At 59.6% G+C, this 22,722-nt stretch carries 22 protein-coding genes, 1 tRNA gene and 1 CRISPR repeat array; of the genes, 17 read left to right on the top strand and 6 right to left on the bottom strand.

Annotation, left to right across the window (positions count from 1 at the left end; genetic code table 11):
• Positions 1–349: 349 nt before the first annotated feature.
• The 3 genes from cas9 to cas2 are packed head-to-tail and all read left to right on the top strand — an operon-like array spanning position 350 to position 4,891.
• On the top strand, positions 350–3,649 hold the full coding sequence (gene cas9, locus V0U79_RS07615) for a type II CRISPR RNA-guided endonuclease Cas9 (protein ID WP_330198893.1): 3,300 nt from the start codon (positions 350–352) through the stop codon (positions 3,647–3,649).
• Positions 3,649–4,548 (top strand): type II CRISPR-associated endonuclease Cas1, encoded by a 900-nt coding sequence (gene cas1 / locus V0U79_RS07610; RefSeq protein WP_330198892.1) that lies wholly within the window; start codon positions 3,649–3,651, stop codon positions 4,546–4,548. Before cas9 ends, cas1 begins: the two co-directional genes overlap by 1 nt.
• 1 nt (position 4,549) lies before the next feature.
• Complete coding sequence (gene cas2, locus V0U79_RS07605; RefSeq protein ID WP_330198891.1) at positions 4,550–4,891, top strand: CRISPR-associated endonuclease Cas2; 342 nt, start codon at positions 4,550–4,552, stop codon at positions 4,889–4,891.
• 74 nt (positions 4,892–4,965) lie between these two features.
• Positions 4,966–5,528: a CRISPR direct-repeat array (repeat unit 36 nt; unit sequence AGCTTAGCCGCTTAGAGATCGAGGTCCAGCCGCAAC).
• Positions 5,529–5,743: 215 nt separating this feature from the next.
• Here cas2 and V0U79_RS07600 read toward each other — a convergent pair.
• Positions 5,744–5,819, bottom strand: a tRNA-Lys gene (locus tag V0U79_RS07600).
• 146 nt (positions 5,820–5,965) lie between these two features.
• On the opposite strand from V0U79_RS07600, the gene V0U79_RS07595 reads away from it, so the two are divergent.
• Positions 5,966–6,280, top strand: coding sequence for an Hpt domain-containing protein (locus V0U79_RS07595; protein WP_330198890.1), 315 nt, complete (start codon positions 5,966–5,968; stop codon positions 6,278–6,280).
• Here V0U79_RS07595 and V0U79_RS07590 read toward each other — a convergent pair.
• Positions 6,277–6,549: a chorismate mutase gene (locus V0U79_RS07590; protein WP_330198889.1), complete on the bottom strand. Its 273-nt coding sequence runs from the start codon at positions 6,547–6,549 to the stop codon at positions 6,277–6,279. The genes V0U79_RS07595 and V0U79_RS07590 overlap by 4 nt on opposite strands.
• Positions 6,550–6,710: 161 nt before the next feature.
• Here V0U79_RS07590 and V0U79_RS07585 point away from each other — a divergent pair, with 161 nt between their 5' ends.
• Positions 6,711–7,325, top strand: coding sequence for a glutathione S-transferase family protein (locus tag V0U79_RS07585; protein WP_330198888.1), 615 nt, complete (start codon positions 6,711–6,713; stop codon positions 7,323–7,325).
• Here V0U79_RS07585 and V0U79_RS07580 read toward each other — a convergent pair.
• The gene (locus V0U79_RS07580) at positions 7,322–8,497 is read right to left on the bottom strand and encodes a vWA domain-containing protein (protein ID WP_330198887.1); all 1,176 of its coding nucleotides are present in this window, start codon (positions 8,495–8,497) and stop codon (positions 7,322–7,324) included. The two genes, V0U79_RS07585 and V0U79_RS07580, sit on opposite strands and share 4 nt — an antisense overlap.
• 416 nt (positions 8,498–8,913) lie before the next feature.
• Here V0U79_RS07580 and V0U79_RS07575 point away from each other — a divergent pair, with 416 nt between their 5' ends.
• Positions 8,914–9,792, top strand: coding sequence for a tetratricopeptide repeat protein (locus V0U79_RS07575; protein WP_330198886.1), 879 nt, complete (start codon positions 8,914–8,916; stop codon positions 9,790–9,792).
• Here V0U79_RS07575 and V0U79_RS07570 read toward each other — a convergent pair.
• From V0U79_RS07570 to V0U79_RS07560, 3 genes are all read right to left on the bottom strand, one after another.
• Complete coding sequence (locus tag V0U79_RS07570; RefSeq protein ID WP_330198885.1) at positions 9,789–10,418, bottom strand: CatB-related O-acetyltransferase; 630 nt, start codon at positions 10,416–10,418, stop codon at positions 9,789–9,791. The genes V0U79_RS07575 and V0U79_RS07570 overlap by 4 nt on opposite strands.
• Before the next feature lie 3 nt (positions 10,419–10,421).
• Positions 10,422–11,315 carry an AAA family ATPase gene (locus V0U79_RS07565; RefSeq protein ID WP_330198884.1) on the bottom strand — a complete coding sequence of 298 codons (894 nt, stop codon included), beginning with the start codon at positions 11,313–11,315 and terminating at the stop codon, positions 10,422–10,424.
• Between the two features lie 97 nt (positions 11,316–11,412).
• Positions 11,413–13,212 (bottom strand): tetratricopeptide repeat protein, encoded by a 1,800-nt coding sequence (locus tag V0U79_RS07560; RefSeq protein ID WP_330198883.1) that lies wholly within the window; start codon positions 13,210–13,212, stop codon positions 11,413–11,415.
• Positions 13,213–13,309: 97 nt separating this feature from the next.
• Here V0U79_RS07560 and V0U79_RS07555 point away from each other — a divergent pair, with 97 nt between their 5' ends.
• The 11 genes from V0U79_RS07555 (at position 13,310) to V0U79_RS07505 (ending at position 22,700) form a co-directional block, all read left to right on the top strand.
• Positions 13,310–14,044 (top strand): SDR family NAD(P)-dependent oxidoreductase, encoded by a 735-nt coding sequence (locus tag V0U79_RS07555; protein ID WP_330198882.1) that lies wholly within the window; start codon positions 13,310–13,312, stop codon positions 14,042–14,044.
• A gap of 80 nt (positions 14,045–14,124) precedes the next feature.
• The gene (gene flbT / locus V0U79_RS07550) at positions 14,125–14,520 is read left to right on the top strand and encodes a flagellar biosynthesis repressor FlbT (protein ID WP_330198881.1); all 396 of its coding nucleotides are present in this window, start codon (positions 14,125–14,127) and stop codon (positions 14,518–14,520) included.
• The gene (flaF, locus tag V0U79_RS07545; protein WP_330198880.1) at positions 14,510–14,890 is read left to right on the top strand and encodes a flagellar biosynthesis regulator FlaF; all 381 of its coding nucleotides are present in this window, start codon (positions 14,510–14,512) and stop codon (positions 14,888–14,890) included. Before flbT ends, flaF begins: the two co-directional genes overlap by 11 nt.
• Positions 14,891–15,110: 220 nt before the next feature.
• Positions 15,111–15,944 (top strand): flagellin, encoded by an 834-nt coding sequence (locus V0U79_RS07540; RefSeq protein WP_330198879.1) that lies wholly within the window; start codon positions 15,111–15,113, stop codon positions 15,942–15,944.
• A 312-nt stretch (positions 15,945–16,256) separates the two neighbouring features.
• Positions 16,257–17,084 (top strand): flagellin, encoded by an 828-nt coding sequence (locus V0U79_RS07535; RefSeq protein WP_330198878.1) that lies wholly within the window; start codon positions 16,257–16,259, stop codon positions 17,082–17,084.
• Between the two features lie 102 nt (positions 17,085–17,186).
• Entirely contained in the window at positions 17,187–18,011 is an 825-nt protein-coding gene (locus tag V0U79_RS07530) for a flagellin (RefSeq protein WP_330198877.1), read from the top strand.
• Between the two features lie 97 nt (positions 18,012–18,108).
• Positions 18,109–18,933, top strand: a complete 825-nt coding sequence (locus V0U79_RS07525; RefSeq protein ID WP_330198876.1) for a flagellin — start codon at positions 18,109–18,111, stop codon at positions 18,931–18,933.
• Between the two features lie 115 nt (positions 18,934–19,048).
• Positions 19,049–19,408, top strand: coding sequence for a flagellar protein FlaG (locus tag V0U79_RS07520; protein WP_330198875.1), 360 nt, complete (start codon positions 19,049–19,051; stop codon positions 19,406–19,408).
• Between the two features lie 212 nt (positions 19,409–19,620).
• Positions 19,621–20,457 (top strand): flagellin, encoded by an 837-nt coding sequence (locus tag V0U79_RS07515; protein WP_330198874.1) that lies wholly within the window; start codon positions 19,621–19,623, stop codon positions 20,455–20,457.
• A 90-nt stretch (positions 20,458–20,547) separates the two neighbouring features.
• On the top strand, positions 20,548–21,714 hold the full coding sequence (gene pseC, locus V0U79_RS07510; RefSeq protein ID WP_330198873.1) for a UDP-4-amino-4,6-dideoxy-N-acetyl-beta-L-altrosamine transaminase: 1,167 nt from the start codon (positions 20,548–20,550) through the stop codon (positions 21,712–21,714).
• Positions 21,711–22,700: a hypothetical protein gene (locus tag V0U79_RS07505; protein WP_330198872.1), complete on the top strand. Its 990-nt coding sequence runs from the start codon at positions 21,711–21,713 to the stop codon at positions 22,698–22,700. Before pseC ends, V0U79_RS07505 begins: the two co-directional genes overlap by 4 nt.
• The last annotated feature ends 22 nt before the right edge of the window (positions 22,701–22,722 follow it).

Genomic DNA, 22,722 nt, shown 5'->3' with positions numbered 1-22,722 from the left:
CTCAGCCGGCAAGCGGTCGAACTCTCAAAATAAAAGAGCAAGCCAAGCGGCGAAGCTCTGTAGGACGGCATGGAATTGTTCCGAACCGCGATGTTGCAGAGTTTTGGATGTAATAACAAAGGTATTCATTTGTGGTGGTTTTCGCCGAGTAATACCGGCACCGAAAACGAAACGGCGGGCCGCAGCCCGCCGCTCGTCTCTACAAATAGAGAATTTTGTGCACTCTAGAGTGCTTGTTAACGGGTGGACCTCGATCTCTAAGCGGCTAAGCTTTGGTCTCCCTCCATGGTTGTCAAACATACAATTCCCGGTGTCAACTGTTTCCTGAAACTGGAGACGGGAGACAACCATGCCACAAAGACTGGGTCTGGACATGGGAACAAACTCGATTGGCTGGTGTCTGATCGAGCTTGAGGAAACTGGAAAACGCCCGGACGGATCACCGGTCTTCCGCCCTTGCGGTGTGATAGATGCCGGTGTCCGCATCCTGACACCGAAGGAGGAAGCAGGCCGCGATCCGAAATCGAAAGTCTCGTTGGCGGCGGACCGGCGCGAGGCACGATCCACACGCCGCAGGCGCGACCGCTTTATCCGCCGCCAGAAAAGGCTAATGGAAACCCTGATCACGGCAGGGCTGATGCCGGCGGACAGAGACGACCGCAAAGCACTGGAATCGCTTGACCCCTATCATCTAAGGGCGGCCGCGCTGGATGAAACCCTGCCGCTCCATGAACTCGGCCGCATCATCTTCCACCTCAACCAACGGCGTGGCTTCAAATCAAACCGGTTGGCGGACGGGGATGACAAGGAAGATGGCGCGATGAAGACTGGCATGAAGGCGCTTCATGCCGCGATGACAGAAGAGAATGCGCGGACACTGGGCGAATTGCTGGCACGGCGCCACGCACGAGACCGTCATGGGAGACGGCTGGAAACAGCAACAGGCCATGCCCATCCGAAACAAGTCCGCTTCCGGCCTGCCACGGAAGGCACCAAAAACACCTATAATTTCTATCCCGAACGGCAGATGGTCGCGGACGAGCTGGACGCCATCTGGAAACGGCAGTCACCGCATCACCCGGAATTGACGGATGAGCTTCTGGCGCGCCTCAAGCGCATCATTATCGAGCAACGCCCCCTGAAGAAACCGGATGTCGGGCGTTGTTCGCTGAAACCTGAAACCGATAAACGCCCTGCTTATGACCGGCTGGGCGAAGTCGATTTTGGTGAACGTGCGCCAAAGGCCCACCCCCTGTTCCAGCGTTTCAGGATTTTACAGGATCTGTGTCAGCTGAGGATTGCCCGCGCAGGGGGACAGGCCCGCTATCTAACTATTCAGGAACGCGATGCGCTGGCCAACATCCTGATGAGCAAGAGCGCGTCTGCCTGCACTTTCGAAAAGCTGCGCGGCGCGCTGAAACTGCCGGACGACGCCCGATTCAATTACGAACATTTCGGCCGCAAGGGGTTTGATCCAGACCAGACCGCCGTGAAACTCGGAGCAACAAAACTGTTCGGGAAGGCATGGCGCAATTTTCCCCGCGAACGCCAAATCGAAATTGTGGAGCGGCTTCTCAAAACCGAAAATCCGGAAGAGCTGAAAGCCTGGCTGACCGACACTTTCGGCATGGACGAGGAGACCGCCGAAGCAGTGTCAAAGGCACGTTTGCCCCAGGGTCATGGCCGCTTTGGCCGTGGTATCCTGAACGATCTGGTTAGGGTCATGGAGACCGGGAGCAAGGAAGACGCCGTCGATCCCGATACGGGCGAAATCTATGCCCGGCCGCTGAACTTTGACGAGGCCGTCGCAGAGCTGGGCCTCCATCACTCGGACAGACGTCGCGGCGGCGAAGCGAAACGTCTGCCCTATTATGGAGAGGCCATGGCCAGCGATGTCATTGCTAAATCGGGCGCCCCCGCTGGCAGTCAGGATGCCATCGGGCGAGTGCCGAACCCCACAGTACACATCGCGCTCAACCAGCTTCGCAAAATCGTCAATACGCTGATTGATGAATATGGCGATATGGATGAAATCGTCGTGGAATTGGCGCGCGAGCTGAAGCTGAACAAGAAACGCAAGGACGAAATCCAGCGCGAGAACAACCAGAATCAGAAACGCAATGAAGACATCAAGGCTAAGTTAGCGAATCTCGGCGTTGCTGACACGTTTGATTCAAGGCTGCGGATGCGCCTATTCGAAGAACTGCCCGCCGACGAAAGGGTTTGTGTCTATTCCGGAGCTCCCCTGAACGTCGAACGCTTGTTTGATGGATCGGTGGACATCGACCATATTCTGCCCTATTCGAAAACGCTCGACGACAGCTTCATGAACAAGGTGCTGTGCACAGCGGCCGCCAACCGGATCAAACGCAACCGGGCACCCGCCGAAGCCTGGTCCGGCAGCGAATTGCAGGAAATCGTTGGACGCGCCGAACGGCTTTTCCTGAAAAAGGCCTGGCGTTTCCAGCCCGGTGCCATGGAACGCTTCGCCGAGGATGGCGGTTTTTTGGCCCGGCAATTGACGGATACCCAGCACATGGCCCGCATGGCGAGAAGGTATCTGGAACTGGTATCGAAACAGGTTTGGGCTTCACCGGGCCGGCTGACGGCCATGTTGCGGCACAAATGGGCGCTGAACGATCTCTTGCCGGATCATAATTTTGCCGATGCCAACCAGCCGAAGAACCGGAAGGATCACCGTCACCACGCCATTGACGCCTTCGTCGTGGCGTGCACCGACAGGGGGCTGCTGAACCGGCTGGCGCAGGCCTCCGGCAAGGCCGGGAATCTCGACATTGACCGGCTATTCCCAAAAGACAGCTTCCCCGAACCCTTTGATGGCTATCGTGAAAAACTGCGGAAGCGACTGGAAACCCTAATTGTCAGCCACAAGCCCGATCACGGCATTCCGCCGGGGGGGCAGGGCAATGTGCATGTCACATCCGGCCAACTGCATGAGGAAACGGCCTATGGACGTGTTGATGAGGAAATCGACGGCAAACGCTATAATCTGGTAGCCCGCAAGCCGGTGACGGGTCTGACCGAGGGCGAAATCGGCCGGGTACGTGACGCAGCCTTGCGCGAGGAATTGCAAGCCCTCGCCTACGAGGCCAAACGCGACGGCGTAAAGCTGAACGAGGCACTGGCCGGATTCGCGAGCAAGCGCGGCATTCACAGGGTGCGGATTCTGAAAACCGAGAAATCCGTGCGGACAGTCAGACATGGCGGGGGCTTCACCAAAGCCTATTCGCCCGGCGATAATCACCGTATTGAAATTTACGAACTGCCAGACGGAAGCTGGGCTGGTGAAGGTGTGACCGTATTTGACGCTAATCAGCCAGATTTCACGCCAGCTTGGCGGAAGGCCCATCCCTATGCTCGGCTCGTCATGCGGGTACACAATGGCGACATGGTCGAAGCGGACTTCGGAAATGGCCGAAGTATTTTTCGGATATATCAGTTGCGGCCATCCGCAAATCTGATTGTGATTGCAGCCCACAGTGAATCTGGCACCTTTGCACAAAGACATGCTGACCCGAATGATCCATTTCGTCAGGCATTCCCATCTTATGCGAGCTTGAAAAAAGCCGGTGCACGCCGCGTTCGCGTCGACCCCATTGGCCGTGTCTGTCCGGTGCGGGACGCCTGATGATCGGCCGCATTGTCGAGATTGCCGAGGACGGGCGCCATCTAGCGAAATCGCGCGGTTTCCTTACCGTCAGTGGCGATGGGGCGGAGATCGGCCGCATTCCGCTGGATGATGTGACCGCCGTTATCGCTTCGGCGCATGGCATCACATATTCTAACAATCTGCTGGTCGCCCTCGCCGAACGCTGCGCACCGGTCGTATTCTGTGCGGCCAATCATCGTCCTGCCGCCTTCCTATGGAGCGTGGAAGGCCATCATGAGCAGGCCGGGCGCATGGCCGATCAGGCCGGCGCTGGAAAACCGCTTAAAAAACGCCTCTGGGCGCAGCTCGTCGCCGCCAAGATCGAAAGCCAAAGCGCGACGCTGGAAGCCGTCAAGGCACCGCATCAGGGATTTCATCTCCTGTCGCGCAAGGTCCGGTCCGGCGATCCGGATAATGTTGAGGCGCAGGCGGCCCGCCGCTACTGGCCGCTATTGTTTGGCAAGAAATTCCGCCGCGACCGGTCATCGGACGGTGTCAACGCCATGCTGAATTACACCTACACTGTTTTACGAGCGGGAACGGCGCGAGCCATCATGTCGGCTGGTCTTCACCCCAGCTTCGGGCTCGCCCACCGCCAACGGGGAAATGCTTTCGCTCTGGCAGATGATCTGATGGAGCCCTTCAGGCCGCTGGCCGATCTTCTGATCCATGATCTGGTCAACAATGGCGCTAACGAGGTTAACAAGGAAACCAAGGCCGGTCTGGCGCGCATCCTCGTTACCGATATGAGCACGACACAGGGTGTCAGTCCGGTTGGGCTATGCCTGCAACGTGCCGCCCAGTCTCTCGTCAATTGCTTTGCCGGCGACGCCAGAAGTCTTGATCTGCCCCGGCGGATTTTGCCACTGGAAGCCTGACATGGAAAAGCGGCCAGCCCTCAGCGGATACAGGATGATGTGGCTCTATGTAATGTTTGACCTGCCCGTGGGAACGCCCGGTGAACGCAAGGCGGCCACGAAATTCCGCAAATTCCTGCTTGATCGGGGTTTCGAGATGGCCCAGTTTTCTGTCTACCTTCGTTTTGCAGAGAGCAAGGGAGCGGCCGAAACCCATATCCGGCGAGTCGCTGACGCTCTTCCCAAGAAGGGCAAGGTGCATATCGTCGCCCTGACCGACAAGCAGTATGGAAATGCGCGTATCTTTACCGGAAGAAAAGGCGAACGCCCTGCAAAAAATCCCGATCAGCTGGCGCTTTTCTGATGATTGCGAACGGTGCATTTCTGCACCTGAGAAGAAAAAAAGCCCCGTAAAATCTGGGGCTTGGTCGAGTATCTAGCTTAGCCGCTTAGAGATCGAGGTCCAGCCGCAACATAGCTGTATTGCATATCATGAACCGTTTCAGCTTAGCCGCTTAGAGATCGAGGTCCAGCCGCAACCTCCGGGCTTGGGCGGGTTATCCGCTATGGAGCTTAGCCGCTTAGAGATCGAGGTCCAGCCGCAACCAATGAAGCGCTGCGCAATTATCAGGTGGAGCTTAGCCGCTTAGAGATCGAGGTCCAGCCGCAACTATATGGCGCGCCGGTCTCTCGAAGCCGTCAGCTTAGCCGCTTAGAGATCGAGGTCCAGCCGCAACGTCTCGCACTTGACTTAGATAATCGCACAAAGCTTAGCCGCTTAGAGATCGAGGTCCAGCCGCAACGAGCGCTTCGATCATGGAAAGCGAAGCGCGAGCTTAGCCGCTTAGAGATCGAGGTCCAGCCGCAACGCTTTACGCTTGCGGCGGGCGATACGACCGAGCTTAGCCGCTTAGAGATCGAGGTCCAGCCGCAACATCTCGTGCGACCGCTGAACCATATCTTTAAGCTTAGCCGCTTAGAGATCGAGGTCCAGCCGCAACTTATTCCCGCTCGGCGCGCCGATGCCAGCGGCTTATCTGCCGCCCTACGATCAACCCGTGACGGCAGATAAGCCGCACATAACCCGTCGGACCCCAACCTAAACCATGGGCCACTAAACAGGGGCAGGCCAAGGGTAGGCAGCTCGAGAGGTAGCATTTCGGTAGCATGCTAAAACCGAGGCTTTCTGAGATCGTGTCTAAGTGATTGCAATAATTGGTGCGCCCACAAGGATTCGAACCTTGGACCCGCTGATTAAGAGTCAGCTGCTCTACCAACTGAGCTATAGGCGCGCCGGCAAGGGGAGGCCCCTCACGGGAAGGCGGCGGAACATACGCCCGAAAATGACGAAATCAAGACATTTCGCGATACCCGCAAGAAAATCATAACAGCTATGCGCTAGGACTGGTCTTTCCTGTAAAATCCAGAGGGTAAGCCCATGGTATTCGATCGCGATCATCTCGCCCGTTACACGGCCGGCGATGCGGCTCTTGAAGCCGAACTGGTCGGTCTGTTGCGAGAGCAGGCCCAGCGCTGTCTGGCGGCGATGGAAGCCGCCAGCGATGCCAATGCCTGGAAAGCCGCCGCGCATACGCTGAAAGGGGCTGCGCGGGGTGTCGGCGCGTTTGAACTGGGCGAGGCCTGTCAGCGTGCCGAAGACGCACCGCAAGCGGCCTGGCCGGTGGCCGTCATCGAGGTGCGCCGGGCGGCCGATGCCGCCTTCGAGGTCATCGAGGAAACCCTCGCCGCCTAATTTCTTGTCTTGTCCCAGACCGTGAATTCATAGGCGATCGAGGCTTCCACCAGGGCCTCCCAGGTGGTGTCGACGATGGACAACGGTACGCCATTTTCCTTTGCCGCGGCACGCACTTTCGACAACACGTCCTGCTTGCGCCATTCATCGCGCACCGCGCCGCGATCCGGCTTGATGCGGGCGGCCGCCTCCATATAGGCCGAGCGGGTGGCCAGAAGGCGCACGAGCTCGCGATCGATGGCATCCACGCCGGTGCGGACCTCGCTCATATCCTGGCAATCTTCGGGGCGCTTGGGTTCGGACTGGGTCACGGAAAATTGGCTCGCTTCTGATAGGTCTTCCTTCTATGGCGATGTGACAGCCGCGCCAAGCCTGTGGCCTGCGGCGCGTGGCCACGCTAGGTTCGGCCGCAAGCGAGGAGAATACATCCATGTCCAAGATCACCCTTTATGGCGCATCCACCAGCGGCAATTGCCTCAAGACGCGCTGGATCGCCGACAAGATGGGCATTGCCTATGACTGGGTGGAGATGGATGTGTTCGCGGGCGACACACGAACCGACGAATATCTCGCCATCAACCCGGCCGGTCAGGTGCCCTGTATGGTCCGCGTCGATGGCCGCATCCTCGCCCAGTCCAATGCCATCATGCTGTATCTGGCCGAGGGCTCCGACCTGATTCCCGCCGACGCCTTTGATCGCGCCAAGATGATGGAATGGATGTTCTGGGAGCAATACAGCCACGAGCCCGCCATCGCCGTGCGCCGGGCGCAGAAAATGTTCATGGGCGTGTCCGAGGACGATATCGACCCGATGCTGATGCAGAAAGGCCGCCGCGCGCTGGGCGTGATGGAATTGCGGCTGATGGCGCGCGACTTCTTTGTCGGCGAGACTCTGACGCTCGCGGATGTGGCGCTGGTCGCCTACACGCGTGTGGCCCATGAGGGCGGCTTCGATCTGCAGGATTTCCCCGCCGTGCGCGCCTGGGTGCACCGGGTGGAGCGGGAGCTGGGTCTGGATACGATTGCCGAGGAAGAACTGGCCTAGCGGCCCAATTCCTTCATCGCATTGTCAACGCCTTCCAGCGTCAGCGGGAACATGCGGTGCGCCCCGATAATGTCCTGCACCAGCCGGATGGAATAGGCGTGCTGCCACCATTTCTCGGGTTCGGGGTTCAGCCAGACCAGATCCGGATAATGTTCGACCAGCCGGTTCAGCCAGACCGCGCCGGCTTCCTCGTTCCAGCCTTCGACCGAACCGCCGGCATGGGTAATCTCATAGGGCGCCATCGAGGCATCACCGACGACCACCACTTTCCAGTCCCGGCCATAGGTGCGCAGGATTTCCCGCGTCGGCACGGTCTCTGACCGGCGGCGCAGATTGGACTTCCACATCCCGTCATAGACGCAATTGTGGAAGTAATAATATTCGAGATTCTTGAAGGTCGAACGGGCTGCCGAGAACAATTCCTCGCACGAGCGCACGAAGGGATCCATCGATCCACCGACATCGAACAGGGCCAGAACCTTGATCGCATTGCGCTTTTCCGGGCGCATCCTGACGTCCAGCCAGCCCTGACGCGCCGTGGCGTCAATCGTGTTGTCCAAATCGAACTCTTCCAGCGCACTGTCGCGGGAAAACTTGCGCAAGCGCCGCAGCGCGACTTTCAGATTGCGAGTGCCCAGCTCCCGCTCGCCGTCCAGGTCCTTGTAGCGCCGCTGTTCCCAGACCTTGGCGCCTTTCTTGTGCTTCGATTTTCCGCCAATGCGGACACCGGACGGGTTGTAGCCGCCATGACCGAAGGGCGAGGTGCCGCCCGTGCCGATCCATTTCGAGCCCCCCTCATGACGCTCATCCTGTTCTTCCAGCCGCTTTTTCAGCGTCTCCATCAACTCTTCGAAGGAGAGCGCTTCCATCGCCTCCATCTCTTCGGGGGTGAGCAGTTTTTCCATCGCCTGGCGCAGCCATTCGGCAGGGATGTCCTCGGTCTGGAAAAGGATGTTCAGCGCCTCGACACCCTTGAAGACGTGGCCGAACACAGCATCGAACTTGTCGTAATTGCGCTCGTCCTTCACCAGGGCGGCGCGGCTGACCGAATAGAAATGATCCAGCTCAGGTCGCACCGCGCCTTTATCCAGCGCTTCCAGAAGCGTCAGGTATTCCCGCGTCGTGACCGGAATTTTCGCAGCGCGCAGATGGGTGAAGAACTGGTGGAGCATTAGCGTCTTTCTAGGTCTGTCCCGAAGGTAGCCAGCACCCCGAACGGGTCAAGCACGGCGAATTCGCGCTCGCTTTTGCCGATGTACGCGTGCTCGTTCCGGTTCAACGAAATGTGGCTTTCAACCAGGAGATAGTTTATCGATTGTGCCGGATCCGAAAGTAACCAAAGATAGTGAAGTTAGACGATGAGAACACTGGCTGTGATCCTTATTTTCATGGTCTGGGGATGCGGGGGTTGGCTGCTTTCGTATCTGTATATGCCAATTCACGACATGTGGGCGTTTCTGTTTTTTGGCGGCACGTCCGTCCTGTCGATTGCGTTGCTTCGGCCTAATGGGTTCTACAATTTGCTGATGTGGTCATATGGAAGGGACCCGGAAAAAGACGCATTCTGGTCATTCTAAAAGAGGCGAAGATGAGCCTCGGCTCGTTGCATCGTATCAGGAGGCAACATGTAGGTTGCTTGTTGAGCTATTTTCCGCGCGTGATCATGGCGTTCCTGATTGCCATTCTTTCGGGTGCGGCGAACGGGCAGGAAATCATCCGCTTTTCGGGCGGGAACACGCTGGAGATATCTGCTGATCTCGCAGAGGCGATCTCCGACTGCAATGTAGTTCACGCTCCTGATGGCTGTTCAGATGTATTTGACATGGCCGACCAAGGGGACAGAGCCGCTCTTTTTCTGTTGTCATTCTGGTTCTTGTATCAACCCGGTGTTCAATTCGAGTCGAAGCAGGCGGCCTTGCGCTACATGTTGGCCTTGGCGGATGACGCCATGCCGCTTGCGATGGCGGATGTCGGAGCACGTCATTTGTCAGGAAACACACGTCTCGGCGGGATTGGTGTTGATCCCAGCATTGAGACCGGGCTGCGATATTTGCGAGCGGCTTTTGAAGCCGGAGTGGGATCAGCGTCGCTTCTTCTCGCAAGGGAATATGATCGCGGCAATATCGTCGAGGAATCGCAAGAACTTGCCACCGCCCATTATGAACTCGCTGCAGCACAAGGAAATGGTCTGGCGGGTTATCTGCTTGCTTTGCGGCGGATTCGCCCGCTTCCGAGTGTTGGGGATATCGAGTATTTTCGCCGATACATGGCGCATTCGGCCGAGCGCGGTTTTTTCCTGGCGATCGAAGGCATATGCCAAAATCGCTATGAAGTACTGGGTGACGCGGAATGGTTTGTATTCGACGACCCCGAAGCGGTGTTTACAGCCGACGAAACCCAACATTGGTGTCGAGAATTGAGAGACATAAACTCGTCGAGAGCCATCGTTTCTAACGACGGCAACTAGATCGCCATTCCCTCCAACGCCGCCACATCCTGCTGCATCAGCGCGTCTGACGCTTTCGCGATTTTCTCCATAGGCCAGTCCCACCAGGCGATGTCCAGCAGCTTGGCGATATCGGCCTTGGGCAGGCGGTACTTCACGATCTTCGCGGGATTGCCCGCAACGATTGCGTAAGGCGGCACGTCAGAGGCCACGACCGCCTTGGTGGCGATGATGGCGCCATGGCCGACGCTGACGCCGGGCAGAATGGTCGCATCCCAGCCGATCCAGACATCATGGCCGATTGTGATCCCGCCCTTGTTCGGCCAGGGGCCGGGATCGGGCGCGCCGAATGCCTCGCCGAAGATCGGGAAGGGGAAGGTCGACAAGCGGTCGGCAAAGTGATTGCCGCCATTGAGGACAAAGCTCGACCCGTGCGCGATCGAGCAGAACTTGCCGATGACCAGCCGGTCCTCGATGAAATCGAAGGCGTATTTGATGTTGTCCGGAAAGCTCTCCGGATCATCAAAGGAGTGAAAGTAGGAATAATCCCCGGCCTCGGCCTTGGGGTGGTCCTTCAATAACGGCTTCAGGAAAACAATGGACGGTGCGGCTTCTACGGGACGCAGGAGGTCAGGGGAGAGGGGCATGCATTACGCCACCGGCCCGGTGGGTCCCGATGGTCCGCCCGGACCTTGCGGCCCGCGCTGCTGGCGGCGGTGCATGAAGGCCAGCTTTTCAAAAAGCATCACGTCCTGCTCGTTTTTAAGCAGCGCGCCATGCAGCGGCGGGATCAGCTTGTTCGGGTCCTTCTCGTTGAGAAGATCCGGATCGATATCCTCGACCAGCAACAGTTTCAGCCAGTCCAGCAATTCCGAGGTCGAGGGCTTCTTCTTCAGGCCCGGCACGTCGCGGATCTCGAAGAAGGTCTTCAGCGCATTGGCCAGCAGGCGGCTTTTCAGCTTGGGGAAGTGGACCTCGACAATGGCGCGCATCGTCTCCTCGTCCGGGAAGGCGATGTAGTGGAAGAAACAGCGGCGCAGGAAAGCGTCCGGCAATTCCTTCTCATTGTTCGAGGTGATGATGACGATCGGGCGCTGCTTCGCCTTGATGGTCTCGCCGGTCTCGTAGACGTGGAACTCCATCCGGTCGAGCTCGAGCAGGAGGTCGTTGGGAAATTCGATATCCGCCTTGTCGATCTCGTCGATCAGCAGCACAGGGCGCTCTTCGGCGACGAAGGCCTGCCACAGCTTGCCCTTCTTGATGTAGTTGGCGATGTCGGAGACACGGTCATCGCCCAGCTGGCTGTCGCGCAGACGCGAGACGGCGTCGTACTCATAAAGACCCTGCTGGGCCTTGGTCGTCGACTTGATGTGCCACTCGATCAGCGGTGCGCCCGTCGCCAGGGCCACCTGCCGCGCCAGCTCGGTCTTGCCGGTTCCGGGCTCGCCCTTCACCAGCAGCGGACGTTCCAGCGCGATGGCAGCGTTGACCGCAGCCTGCAGCTCGCTATCGGCGACATAATGGTCGGTGCCTTCAAAACGCATTTTGGCCTGCTCCCTGTTTGAAAGGGAGCATAGGGCGGTCAGGCAGGGCGTAAAGCGCCGGAGACGTTGACGTTCGCGGCAAGTTGCGGAAGGCGTATCAGGCCGCTTTCTTCGCCTTTTTCGCGCGGGCTTCCAGCTCGGCGGCGATTTGCCGGATCGGCGTATCCCAGTTTCCGAAGGGCTCGCAGGCAAACACTTTCGCGCCCGGATACCAGGGCAGGCCGTCCGAGCCGAGGCGAGACCAGCCGCGCGCTGTCGGCGTGGCGACCAGCGCTTCACCGCCCACCGAGCAGGCCAGATTGACCGAGGCATTCATCGTGCCGACTACCACGTCCAGCGCCTTGCCAAGCGCGGCGACGCCGTCGAGGTCATTGCGCAGATCAATCTCCGGCGGAAGGTGGATGGTGATGCCGAATTCCTTTTCGGCGCGGGCGATATCCTCCCCGACATCGCCATACTGGAGATTGACAAAGGTGATGCCCGGCGTCTGCAGGACCGGCTTCCAGGCATCGAAGGCCGAGAAATACTTGGACCGCTTGGCCGTCATCTTCAGCGACTTCCACAACAGGCCGACTTTCAGACCCGGACCGAAGCCGGCCAGCACGTTACGCCAGTGCGCCACCGCCTCCTCGTCAGCGGTCAGGAAGGGCTCTTGCGGGAAAGCATCCAGCGAAGACCGGAAGGCGCGGCAGGCATTGCCCATCGGGAACCACAGATCGGCCGGCGGCAGATCGTCTGTCACCGCATTGGCCACGCGCCAGTCGCGGCCTTCCAGCTGGGCCGAGGCATGCGGCTCGATCATGACGTCCGGGAAGGAGCGGCGGAAGAGCGGAATCAGCCGCTTGGTACAGGCGATCCGCACCTCGCCTTCGGGGCCGACTGCCTCGATCACGTCCTTCGCGGCATTCATGAACATGATCTCGTCGCCCAGGCCCTGTTCGCCGACCATAATCACGGTCTTGCCCTTCAGCTCGGCCGGATCGGTGCCGTCCCAGCGGGGCAGGCCGATCTCGAACAGCGTGGCATCCTTGTAGTTCGGATCAAGGCGGACATCATACTCTGCCCAGCCGCGCTCCAGATCGCCCAGGCCCAGATAGGAGAGGGCGCGGCCATGGCGCATGGTTGCCGTGTCCTTGGCGTGGGCCGCATAATCAATGGCCTTGTCGAAGGCTTCGATGGATTGCTCCATCTCGCCGACAAGGTCATGCGCATAGGCCAGGTTGTTCCAGGCGCGCCCGAAATCCGGCTTCAGCCGCAGGCTCTCCTGATAGAAGGTGGCGGCCTGCACCGGATCGCCGGATTCGATCAGCACCGTGCCCAGCGCATTCCACAGATCATGATGCTCGGCATGCACATAGATGGCGTTGCGCAGGATATCGATGGCATCGCTATATTTGCCCTGATCGCGCAGCACGCCGGCCAGATTGATCGTGCCGTCCACATTGCCCGGGATCATCTGCAGGAAGACGCGCAGGAATTTCTCTGCCGCTGGCAGCATGTCCAGCTTCCAGGCGACCATGGAGAGCGACTGGTAGATGTCCGGCGAATTGGGATCTTTCTCATAGGAACGCTGATAGAATTCCAGGGCCAGAGACAAGCGGCCCAGCTCTTCCAGCGCCACCCCCATGACATGATTGGCCAGTGCGCTGTCGGGGTCCTTTTCCAGAACGCCCATGGCCAGCCTGGCGGCCTGGGTGCCATGCCCGGAATGGGCCAGCTTGACCGCGCGGCGCAGTGCATCAGCGGCGCGGCGCAATTTCTTGCGCTCGGCCGGGCTGGCGTTTTCAACCGCTTTCCTGAAATCCGGTCCGCGATCTCCCTTAGCCGCATCATGCATGTCCCGCTTGGCGGCTTCCTCGGGCTGGGCCAGCAGATCATCAAGCTTCAATTTCGTCATTGCGCAGGCGCTCCGGTCGTCGGCTTTCATGCCAGAGATGACTGCTTCGCTTGATGTCGCGTTAACGCGGACTAGCTGGCGGAAAAGGAGGCAAGACATGCTGGAAAACCTGCCGGATAACTTCACCGCCGTGGTCTTCGGTGCCAGCGGCGGCATAGGCCGCGCGATCACGCAGAGCCTGGCCGGTGATCCGCGCTGTGGCCGGGTCTGGGCGGGCGCTCGAAAGCCCGCAGCGGGGCAGGGCAAGGTTACGCCTTTCACCTTCGACCTGCAGGACGAGAACAGCATCGCCAGCGCCGCGCAGGACATCACCCGTCAGGGGCCCGTCCATCTGGTCTTTGTGGCGACCGGTATCCTGCACGGTGAAAGCTTCGGGCCGGAACGCTCCTGGCGTGAGCTGGATCCCGACACCATGGCTCACATTTTCGCACTGAACACCATCGGGCCGGCGTTGATTGCCAAACACATGCTGGAACACCTGCCGCGCGAGGAACCGGCCATCTTCGCCGCCTTGTCGGCACGGGTTGGCTCCATCGGGGATAACCGCCTCGGTGGCTGGCACAGCTATCGCGCCTCGAAGGCGGCCCTGAACATGCTGATCCGGAATTTCGCGATCGAGCTGGGCCGCAAGCGCAAGCAGACGATCTGTGTGGCGCTGCATCCGGGCACGGTCGATACCGGCCTGTCACAGCCCTTCCAGCGAAATGTGCCGGACGGAAAGCTGTTCACGCCGGACCATTCGGCGGGAAAGCTGCTGGATGTGCTCTCCGGCCTGACACCGTCTGACAGCGGTTTCAGCTATGCCTGGGATGGCCAGCGCATCGATTGGTAACGGCTGAAACCCTTTATTCACTCAACTCTGGCTAGCTTCGCCCGGAATCGGTGATCAACCGGTATCGGAGGGGAAGGCGTATGCCGCTCAAACTGTCGCTAAAGCCCGGTGAGAAATTCGTTCTCAACGGCGCCGTCATGCAGAATGGCGACCGCCGCGCGACGCTGGTGCTGCAAAACAAGGCGTCCGTGCTGCGCGAGAAGGACATCATGCAGGAGCATGAGGTCGATACACCCGCCAAGCGCGTCTACTTCCCGATCATGGTGATGTATCTGTCCGACAAGACGGACGACAAGGCGTATGACGAATTTGTCCTGCGCATGACGGAATTCATGAATGCCATTTCCGCTCCGGAAATGCTGCAGCATTGCGTGACCATTTCCCGCGATGTCATGGCCGGCGAATACTACAAGGCGCTGATGCGCTGCCGGAAGCTGATCGCCTACGAGGAAGAGAGGCTGAAGGGTGTCTCTTAACGCTTACCAGAATGCCGCGACGCGGGCCGAAGACCCGCGCAACACGGAATACCGCCTGTTTGCCCAGGTGACCCGTGCATTGATGGATGCCGACAAGGCCGACGTCACCGACATGAAGACGCGCTCGGCAGCGCTCGACTGGAATCGCCGTGTGTGGAGTGCCTTTGCGCTTGATTGCGCCGATGCCGGCAACAAGCTGCCGGAAGGCCTGCGGGCGGCCATCATCTCGCTCTCTATCTTCGTTTCCAAGCAGTCTTCCGAGATCATGCGGTCGGGCGGCGAGATGGACATCCTGATCGAGATCAACCGCACCATCATGCAGGGGCTTCAGCCCCAACAGGAAGCCGCACCGCAACCGGCTGCGGGGTAGGCCAAATCCACCCACCCGGCAGTCTTTGCCCGCCGGAATGACCCTGCTTTTCTTGCCGGGATCAGGCCTGTTATAAAAACCACCATAAAATCAAAAGAATAAGTCGAGCCGCGGGCGCGCCATCATGGCGTGATTCTTGCGCCTCCGTGGGCAGGACAAAACGTCCTGGAGGTCCGGCAAAAGGCGGGACCACAGCTTCCAGAACGGAGGAACCCCAACAATGACACTTTCTGTCAACACCAATCCGGGAGCGATGATCGCTCTCCAGAATCTGAACAAGACCAACATGCAGCTTGAGCAGACCCAGAACCGCATCAATACCGGCCTTGAAGTGGCCGGTGCCAAGGACAATGGCGGTATCTATGCCATTGCCCAGCGGATGCGGTCCCAGGTCAGCGGCTATGGCGCGGTAACGGACTCGATCAATCGGGCCCAGTCGGCTGTAGACGTGGCACTGGCGGCCGGTGAAGCCATTTCCGATCTCATCATCGAGATGAAGGAAAAGGCCCTGGCGGCGGCTGACACCTCGCTTGATACGGCATCGCGGACGGCCCTGAACGAAGACTTCACGGCCTTGCGCGACCAGATCAAGACGATTGTCACCAATGCCGAATTCAACGGCACCAACCTGCTCAACAACTCCGTCACGTCGATCACGGCGCTGGCGAATGCAGACGGGTCCAACACGATCACGGTGGCAGATGAGAATTTCGTTCTGGGGGCCGGCAGCTCGCTCATCACGATCGCGTCCAATGCGTCCTATTCAACGGCGACGCAGGCCGACAACATCGCGAGCCAGCTGGGGACCTCGCTCGACAATGTCAACGCTGCCCTCGCACGGCTCGGCACGCAATCGAAGGCCCTGGGTATTCACCAGACCTTCGTGACCAAGCTGACCGATGCGCTGGAAACCGGGATCGGAAACCTTGTGGATGCCGACCTGGCAAGAGAAAGCGCCAAGCTCCAGTCGCTGCAAGTCAAGCAGCAGCTGGGGATCCAGGCTCTGGGCATTGCCAATCAGCGCCCGCAAGCGATTCTGTCCTTCTTCCAGTAGGAGGAGAATTCGGGGCCGCCTCCCACCACGGGCGGCCCCATTTTTTTGAATCTTTTTAAGTGCCTGTTAGGCGGAATCTTGTGCCGATAGGCAGCTTTTGCCGACAGAAACAGAATTTTCCCGGCAAGAATTGCCGAGCGAAAAATCACGTAATTTCAGACGGATAATTATCTTCGGCTCAAAATCAACAACTTAGCCCGCCCGCCCGCCTGAGCGGCGGCGAAATGGCCCCCTCCTTGCGAGTCCGCCCATGGGACAGAAGTCCCTGCCGGCAAAACGCTGGCGTAACGACCAGAAAGGGAGGGCCAAGAAGTGGCTGCTACCATCAACACCAATGCGGGTGCGATGATCGCCCTGCAGAACCTCAACAAGACCAATATGGAGCTTGAGCAGGTTCAAACCCGGATCAACACGGGTCTCGCAGTTTCCTCGGCAAAAGATAATGGCGGCATTTATGCCATTGCACAGTCCATGCGGGCTGATGTGGCGGGCTATAAGGCTGTCTCCAACTCCATCGACCTGGCCCAGTCCACGGTTGATGTGGCGCTGGCCGCCGGTGAAGCCATTTCCGATATTCTCGTCGAGATGAAGGAGAAGGCTCTGGCCGGTGCCGACACTTCGCTGGATGCAGCGTCGCGCACGGCGCTGAACGCTGACTTCACAGCACTCCGCGATCAGATCGCCACGATCGTCGCCAATGCCGAGTTCAACGGAACCAATCTGATCTCCAACGGTGCCGGCAATATCACTGCGCTGGCCAATGCTGACGGTTCCAACACCATCACGGTCCAGGCCGAAGACCTGTCCTTGACGGGTACGACGCTGACCATCTCCGCCACATCGTCGTTCGCGACGGCTACGCAGGCCGACACGCTTGCCAGCCAGATCGGAACGTCCCTGGATAACCTGAATTCGTCGCTGGCCCGTCTGGGTACCGGCTCAAAGGCGCTGGAAATCCACAACACCTTTATCGGCAAGCTGTCTGATGCCCTCGAAAAGGGCATCGGCAATCTCGTCGATGCGGATCTCGCCAAGGAAAGTGCCCGCCTCCAGTCGCTGCAGGTCAAGCAGCAGCTGGGCATCCAGGCACTGGGCATCGCCAATTCGGCGCCCCGGGCGATCCTCGGATACTTCCGCTAATTCAGCGGTTTAGCAGAATTCGGCGGTGGCGATACTGCCACCGCTGGATAACCCGGCCGGCAAAACGCCGGTCTGAAAACCAGTAATGGAAAGGGCCAAGAAATGGCTACCATCAATACCAATGCGGGCGCGATGATCGCCCTGCAGAACCTGAACCGCACCAATATGGAGCTGGAGCAGGTCCAGACACGCATCAACACCGGCCTGGCGGTTTCGTCGGCCAAGGACAATGGCGGCGTTTACGCGATCGCCCAGTCCATGCGTGCTGACGTAGCAGGCTACAAGGCTGTCGGAAACTCCATCGACCTGGCGGTATCGACCGTCGATGTTGCCCTGGCAGCAGGCGAGGCGATCTCCGACATCCTGATCGAGATGAAGGAAAAGGCACTGGCTGGTGCGGATTCCTCGCTCGACACTGCATCGCGGACCGCCCTGAACGAAGACTTCAAGGCTTTGCGCGACCAGATTGCGACCATCGTCTCGAATGCCGAGTTCAATGGCACCAATTTGATCAACAACTCGGTCACCAGCATCTCGGCCCTGGCCAATGCTGACGGCTCGAACACGATCACCGTCCTCGACGAGAACCTGTCTCTGGGCGGCGGTGTTGTCACGGTTGCGGCGACGGCTTCGTTTGCAACGGCGGCTGCGGCCTCCACGCAAGCCACGGCCATCGGTACGTCACTGAACAATCTGAGCGCTTCGCTGGCGCGTCTGGGTACCGGCTCCAAGTCGCTGGAAATCCACAAGACGTTTGTTGGCAAGCTGTCGGACGCCCTCGAGAAGGGCATCGGCAATCTCGTTGATGCGGACCTGGCCAAGGAAAGCGCCCGTCTCCAGTCGCTGCAAGTCAAGCAGCAGCTGGGCATCCAGGCGCTGGCGATCGCCAATTCCGCGCCTTCGGCGATCCTCGGATACTTCCGGTAATTGACCGGAAGGGTGGGAATTCAGCGGACGCAAATAGCCGCTGGATAAAGGCCGGCAAAAAGCCGGCGACATAACCAGAAAGGGAAAGGCCAAGAAAATGGCTACTATCAATACCAATGCTGGGGCGATGATCGCCCTGCAAAACCTGAACCGCACCAATATGGAGCTGGAACAGGTTCAAAGCCGGATCAACACGGGTCTCGCCGTGGCATCGGCCAAGGACAATGGCGGCGTGTTCGCTATTGCCCAGTCGATGCGCGCCGACGTCGCGGGTTACAAGGCGGTTGGCAACTCTATCGACCTCTCTGTGTCGACGGTTGATGTTGCCTTGGCAGCAGGTGAAGCGCTGTCCGACATGCTGGTCGAGATGAAGGAAAAGGCGCTTGCTGCGGCTGACTCTTCGCTCGATACCGCATCGCGGACCGCCCTGAACGCTGACTTCACGGCTATGCGTGATCAACTCAAGACGATCATCGCGAATGCCGAGTTCAACGGCACCAACCTGATCGATGGTTCGACCACCGGCATTTCGGCCCTGGCCAATGCTGACGGTTCGAACAACATCACGGTTGCTGACGAAGACCTGTCGCTCTCGGGTTCCATCATCACGATCGCCACCAATGCGGCGTTCACGACGGCAACCCAGGCCGACAATCTGGCCAGCCAGATCGGCACATCCCTGGATAACCTCAGTGCCTCGCTGGCCCGTCTGGGTACCGGCTCCAAGGCGCTGGAAATCCACAAGACGTTCGTTGGCAAGCTGTCAGACGCCCTTGAGAAGGGTATCGGCAATCTCGTCGATGCGGATCTCGCCAAGGAAAGCGCCCGTCTCCAGTCGCTGCAAGTCAAGCAGCAGCTGGGCATCCAGGCGCTCTCGATTGCGAATTCCGCACCGAGCGCGATTCTCGGATACTTCCGCTAGTCGCGGGATTTCGGGTGGCCGGGATTGAAGGGGTTCCGTCCCGGTCACCCATTCCGCGCCAGCGCGTATCCTCAGAACAAGGAGGTGATGACGGCGTCCCCGGCATCAGCTTGAAATGAATGAGTTGGTACAGAAAATAAATTCAGCCTCATCCGCCGCAGCGGTCGGCTTCAGGGCAGCGCCCGCGCCTGTGAAAGCCTCGCCTGCAAAAAATGACACCGACGCCAAGGATCAGAACACGCCCGCGGCATTGAGCTTCGAGGAGTTGAAGGCTTCTGTGGACCGGATGGCCCAGCAAGTCTTCGCCGAATCCAAGCTGGCGATAGAAAAGCACGAAGGCGCAAACACCTTCGTCTACCGCCTTGTCGACAGCCAGAATGGCAGCGTCGTGCGCCAGTGGCCCACCGAGGACATGCTGTCCCTGCGGGAATATCTGCGCACCAAACAGGGTGGCCTGGTCGATCAGCGCGTCTGACGCATTCCGCCCGGCAAAGGCGGACCAGTAGGCGTCAAACAGCCCGGCAATTTTAGCCGATTGGCTGAACGGGCAAATTGCGCCCTGAATTAACTATTGAAATCATTGAACAATTTTTGCGGCCATTTCGGCACGCCCTTTGCGACTTCGCCTGCGAACACCGGAAGGCTGATCTTCCGGCCCGTCCGAAGGACATTGCAAAGGGGAACCGCATGACCCTCTCTATTCATACCAATGCCGCGGCCATGGTCGCGCTGCAAAACCTCAACAAGACCAGCAATGAGCTGTCCGACGTCCAGACCAAGCTGAATACCGGGCTCAAGGTCGGCGGCGCCAAGGACAATGCTGCCGTCTATGCCGTGGCGCAGGGCATGCGCTCGGACATCCGCGCTCTCTCGGCGGTCCAGTCGAGCCTTGACCGGTCCGTGTCGATCGCTGACGTCGCCCTGGCGGCCGGTGAATCCATCTCCGACCTGCTGGTCGAGATGCGCGAAAAAGCCACGGCCGCGATGGACCCGTCCATCGATACCTTCTCGCGCCAGGCCTATGACGCCGACTTCAAAGCGCTGATCGACCAGATCTCGGTCATTCTCCAGAACGCCGAGTTCGATGGTGCCAACATTCTCAATGGCTCGATCACCGGCGGTATCGCCTTCCTCGCGGATGCCGACGCCTCGCGCTCGATCACGCTGCGCTCGCAGGATCTCAGCCTCGGCGGTTCAATCATCACGCTGGCGACCACGGCCAGCCTCGGCACGGTTACCCTGGCGACGGCTGCGGTTTCGGCCATCCAGACCAGCCTGGACAATGTGAACCAGGCGCTCGCCAATCTCGGCTCCGATGCCAAGAAGATGGAGGCGCATCGCGGCTTTGTCGGCAAGCTGATGGACTCGCTCACTGTCGGCGTCGGCAATCTGGTTGATGCGGACCTCGCCAAGGAGAGCGCGAGACTTCAGGCCTTGCAGGTGAAACAGCAGCTGGGCGTGCAATCCCTGTCGATTGCCAACTCCCAGCCGCAGATCATCCTCAATCTGCTGCAGGGCGGTTAGGCCTTACAGACATAGATTTCATGCGGAAAACAGGCGGCGGGCTCCGGCTCGCCGCTTTTTCTTTTTTGCGACTCCCGCCAGAGATACATCATGAGCCAGCGCTTCCTGCCCTATGGCCGTCAATTGATCGACGAGGCCGATATCGAAGCGGTCACCCGCGTCCTCAAATCCGACTTCCTGACCACCGGTCCGGAGATCGAGGCCTTCGAGCGCGATTTCGCCAAGGTCACTGGCGCGGCCGAAGCCGTGGCCTGTTCCAATGGAACCACGGCGCTGCACCTGCCACTGGCCGGGCTGGGCGTCGGCGAGGGCGATCGCTGCATCGTGCCGACCATCACCTTCATGGCGACCGCGAATGCTGTGCGCTATTGCGGCGGCAAGGTGGTCTTCGCCGATGTCGATCCGGACACCGGGCTGATGACGCGCAACACGCTGGCCGATGCTATGGCGCGCGCCAGCGGTCCGGTAAAGGCCATATTGCCGGTGCATCTGGGCGGGCAGAGCTGTGACATGGCAGCCATCGCTGATCTGGCGCGCGAAAGCGGCGCGGTCATCGTTGAGGATTCCTGCCATGCCATCGGCACCGAACGCGCGGGCGGCAAGGTCGGCGATGGCAAATTTGCCGACGCCGCAGCGTTTTCCTTCCACCCGGTCAAGACAATTGCGGCGGGCGAGGGTGGGGCGGTCACCACCAATGATCCGGAACTTGCCGAGACCATGCGCCGTCTTCGCTCGCATGGTATCACCCGTAACCGTCAGGAATTTATAGGAAATCCGGGCGAGCCCTGGCGGCAGGAATTCCATGATCTCGGCTGGAATTACCGTCTGCCGGATATCAATGCCGCGCTGGTCCGCTCGCAATTGTCAAAGTTGGAGGTCTTCGCGGCCCGCCGGCGCGAACTCGCCGCGATTTATGACAAGGGCTTTGCCCGCTTTGATGACCATGTTCGCCCCATCGCCCGGATGCCGGAGCAAAATCCGTGCTGGCACCTCTATGTGCTGCGCATCGATTTCGAGGCCCTCGGCACCAGCCGCATCGAGGTTATGAATGGGCTGCGCGAGCGCGGCGTTGGCACGCAGGTTCATTACATCCCGGTCCACACCCAGAAAATCTACGATGATCCGGGCGCCTATCCGGGAGCGGCGGAATACTATCGCACCTGCCTGTCCATCCCGCTCTTTGTCGGCATGAGTGACGAGGACGCGCACTTCGTTGTCCGCGCCATTGGCGATGTGCTCGGGCTGAAAGCCTTATGATCTGGCTGCGCTGCCGCCTCGGCCTGGAGATCGGTACCGGGCATGCTGCGCGCTGCTTCACCCTGACCAAAGCCTTGGAAAAACAGGGTGTTGAGGTGGGGCTTGTCCTCGATGAAGATGCCGGAGGCTTCATCCGCCGCGTCGAAGAGGAAGGTCTCCATCATGTCGTGATCCGGCCCGGCATTCCGCTTGTAAAGGAAGCTGCGCGCTATCCCGACGGGAATATCGTGCTGGATCTTTCCAACCCGACCATCCAGTCCGGCCTGTCTGACCTGGTCGCGGCGCTGAAGGCAGACGGCCGCAAGGTCGCGCTGATCGAGGGGCTGGATCATGAAGCCTATCCCGGCCCCGCATCGCCGGATCTGGTAATCACGCCTTATCTGGGGGCGGAGGCCCGGCGGGATCATCATGGAACCAACTGGATCGGGGGTGGTGCCTATGCCGTTCTGGGCGGCGAGTATTCCGCGCCGCCTTCTGATCTCGAGGCCCGGTCATCCATCCTGATGATGATGTCCGGTTCCGATCCCTGGCACCTGACCGAAGAGGTTCTGGCGGTCAGCCAGCCCTTCGGTGAGAAGCTTGTCGTCGTGATCGGTGGCAGCATCCCGCCGGACCGGGCCAGGAAGATTTCGAAAATGGCGGAAGATCTTGGCGCCCGCATCGAGCATGCGCCTCCCACGCTTCAGCCGCTTTTCATGCAATCCCGCGCCGCCCTGATCGGGCCGGGCCTGGTCAAGTATGAAGCCGTGGCCACCCGGACACCCGCCGTCATTATCAGCCCCGGCGATCAGTTCGTGGCGACGCAGTCGGCCTTCATTGATGCCGGCCTCGCCGAAGTGCTGAACTCGGGACGGCCCGATTTTGCCGAGGCTTTGTCAGGCGCGATTGCACGAGCCCTGACCACAGTGCCGCGCTGGCCCGCCATCATTGACGGGCAGGGCGCTGGCCGCGCGGCGCAGGTAATCTCGAAATATCTTGGCGAGTAATCATTAAGGCGAATCGCGCGAG

The organism is Hyphobacterium lacteum (assembly GCF_036330345.1).
In the GTDB taxonomy this organism is placed as follows: Bacteria; Pseudomonadota; Alphaproteobacteria; order Caulobacterales; family Maricaulaceae; genus Hyphobacterium; species Hyphobacterium lacteum.
The sequence above is the reverse complement of the archived record's forward strand: the minus strand, read 5'-3'. Positions and strand labels throughout refer to the sequence as shown.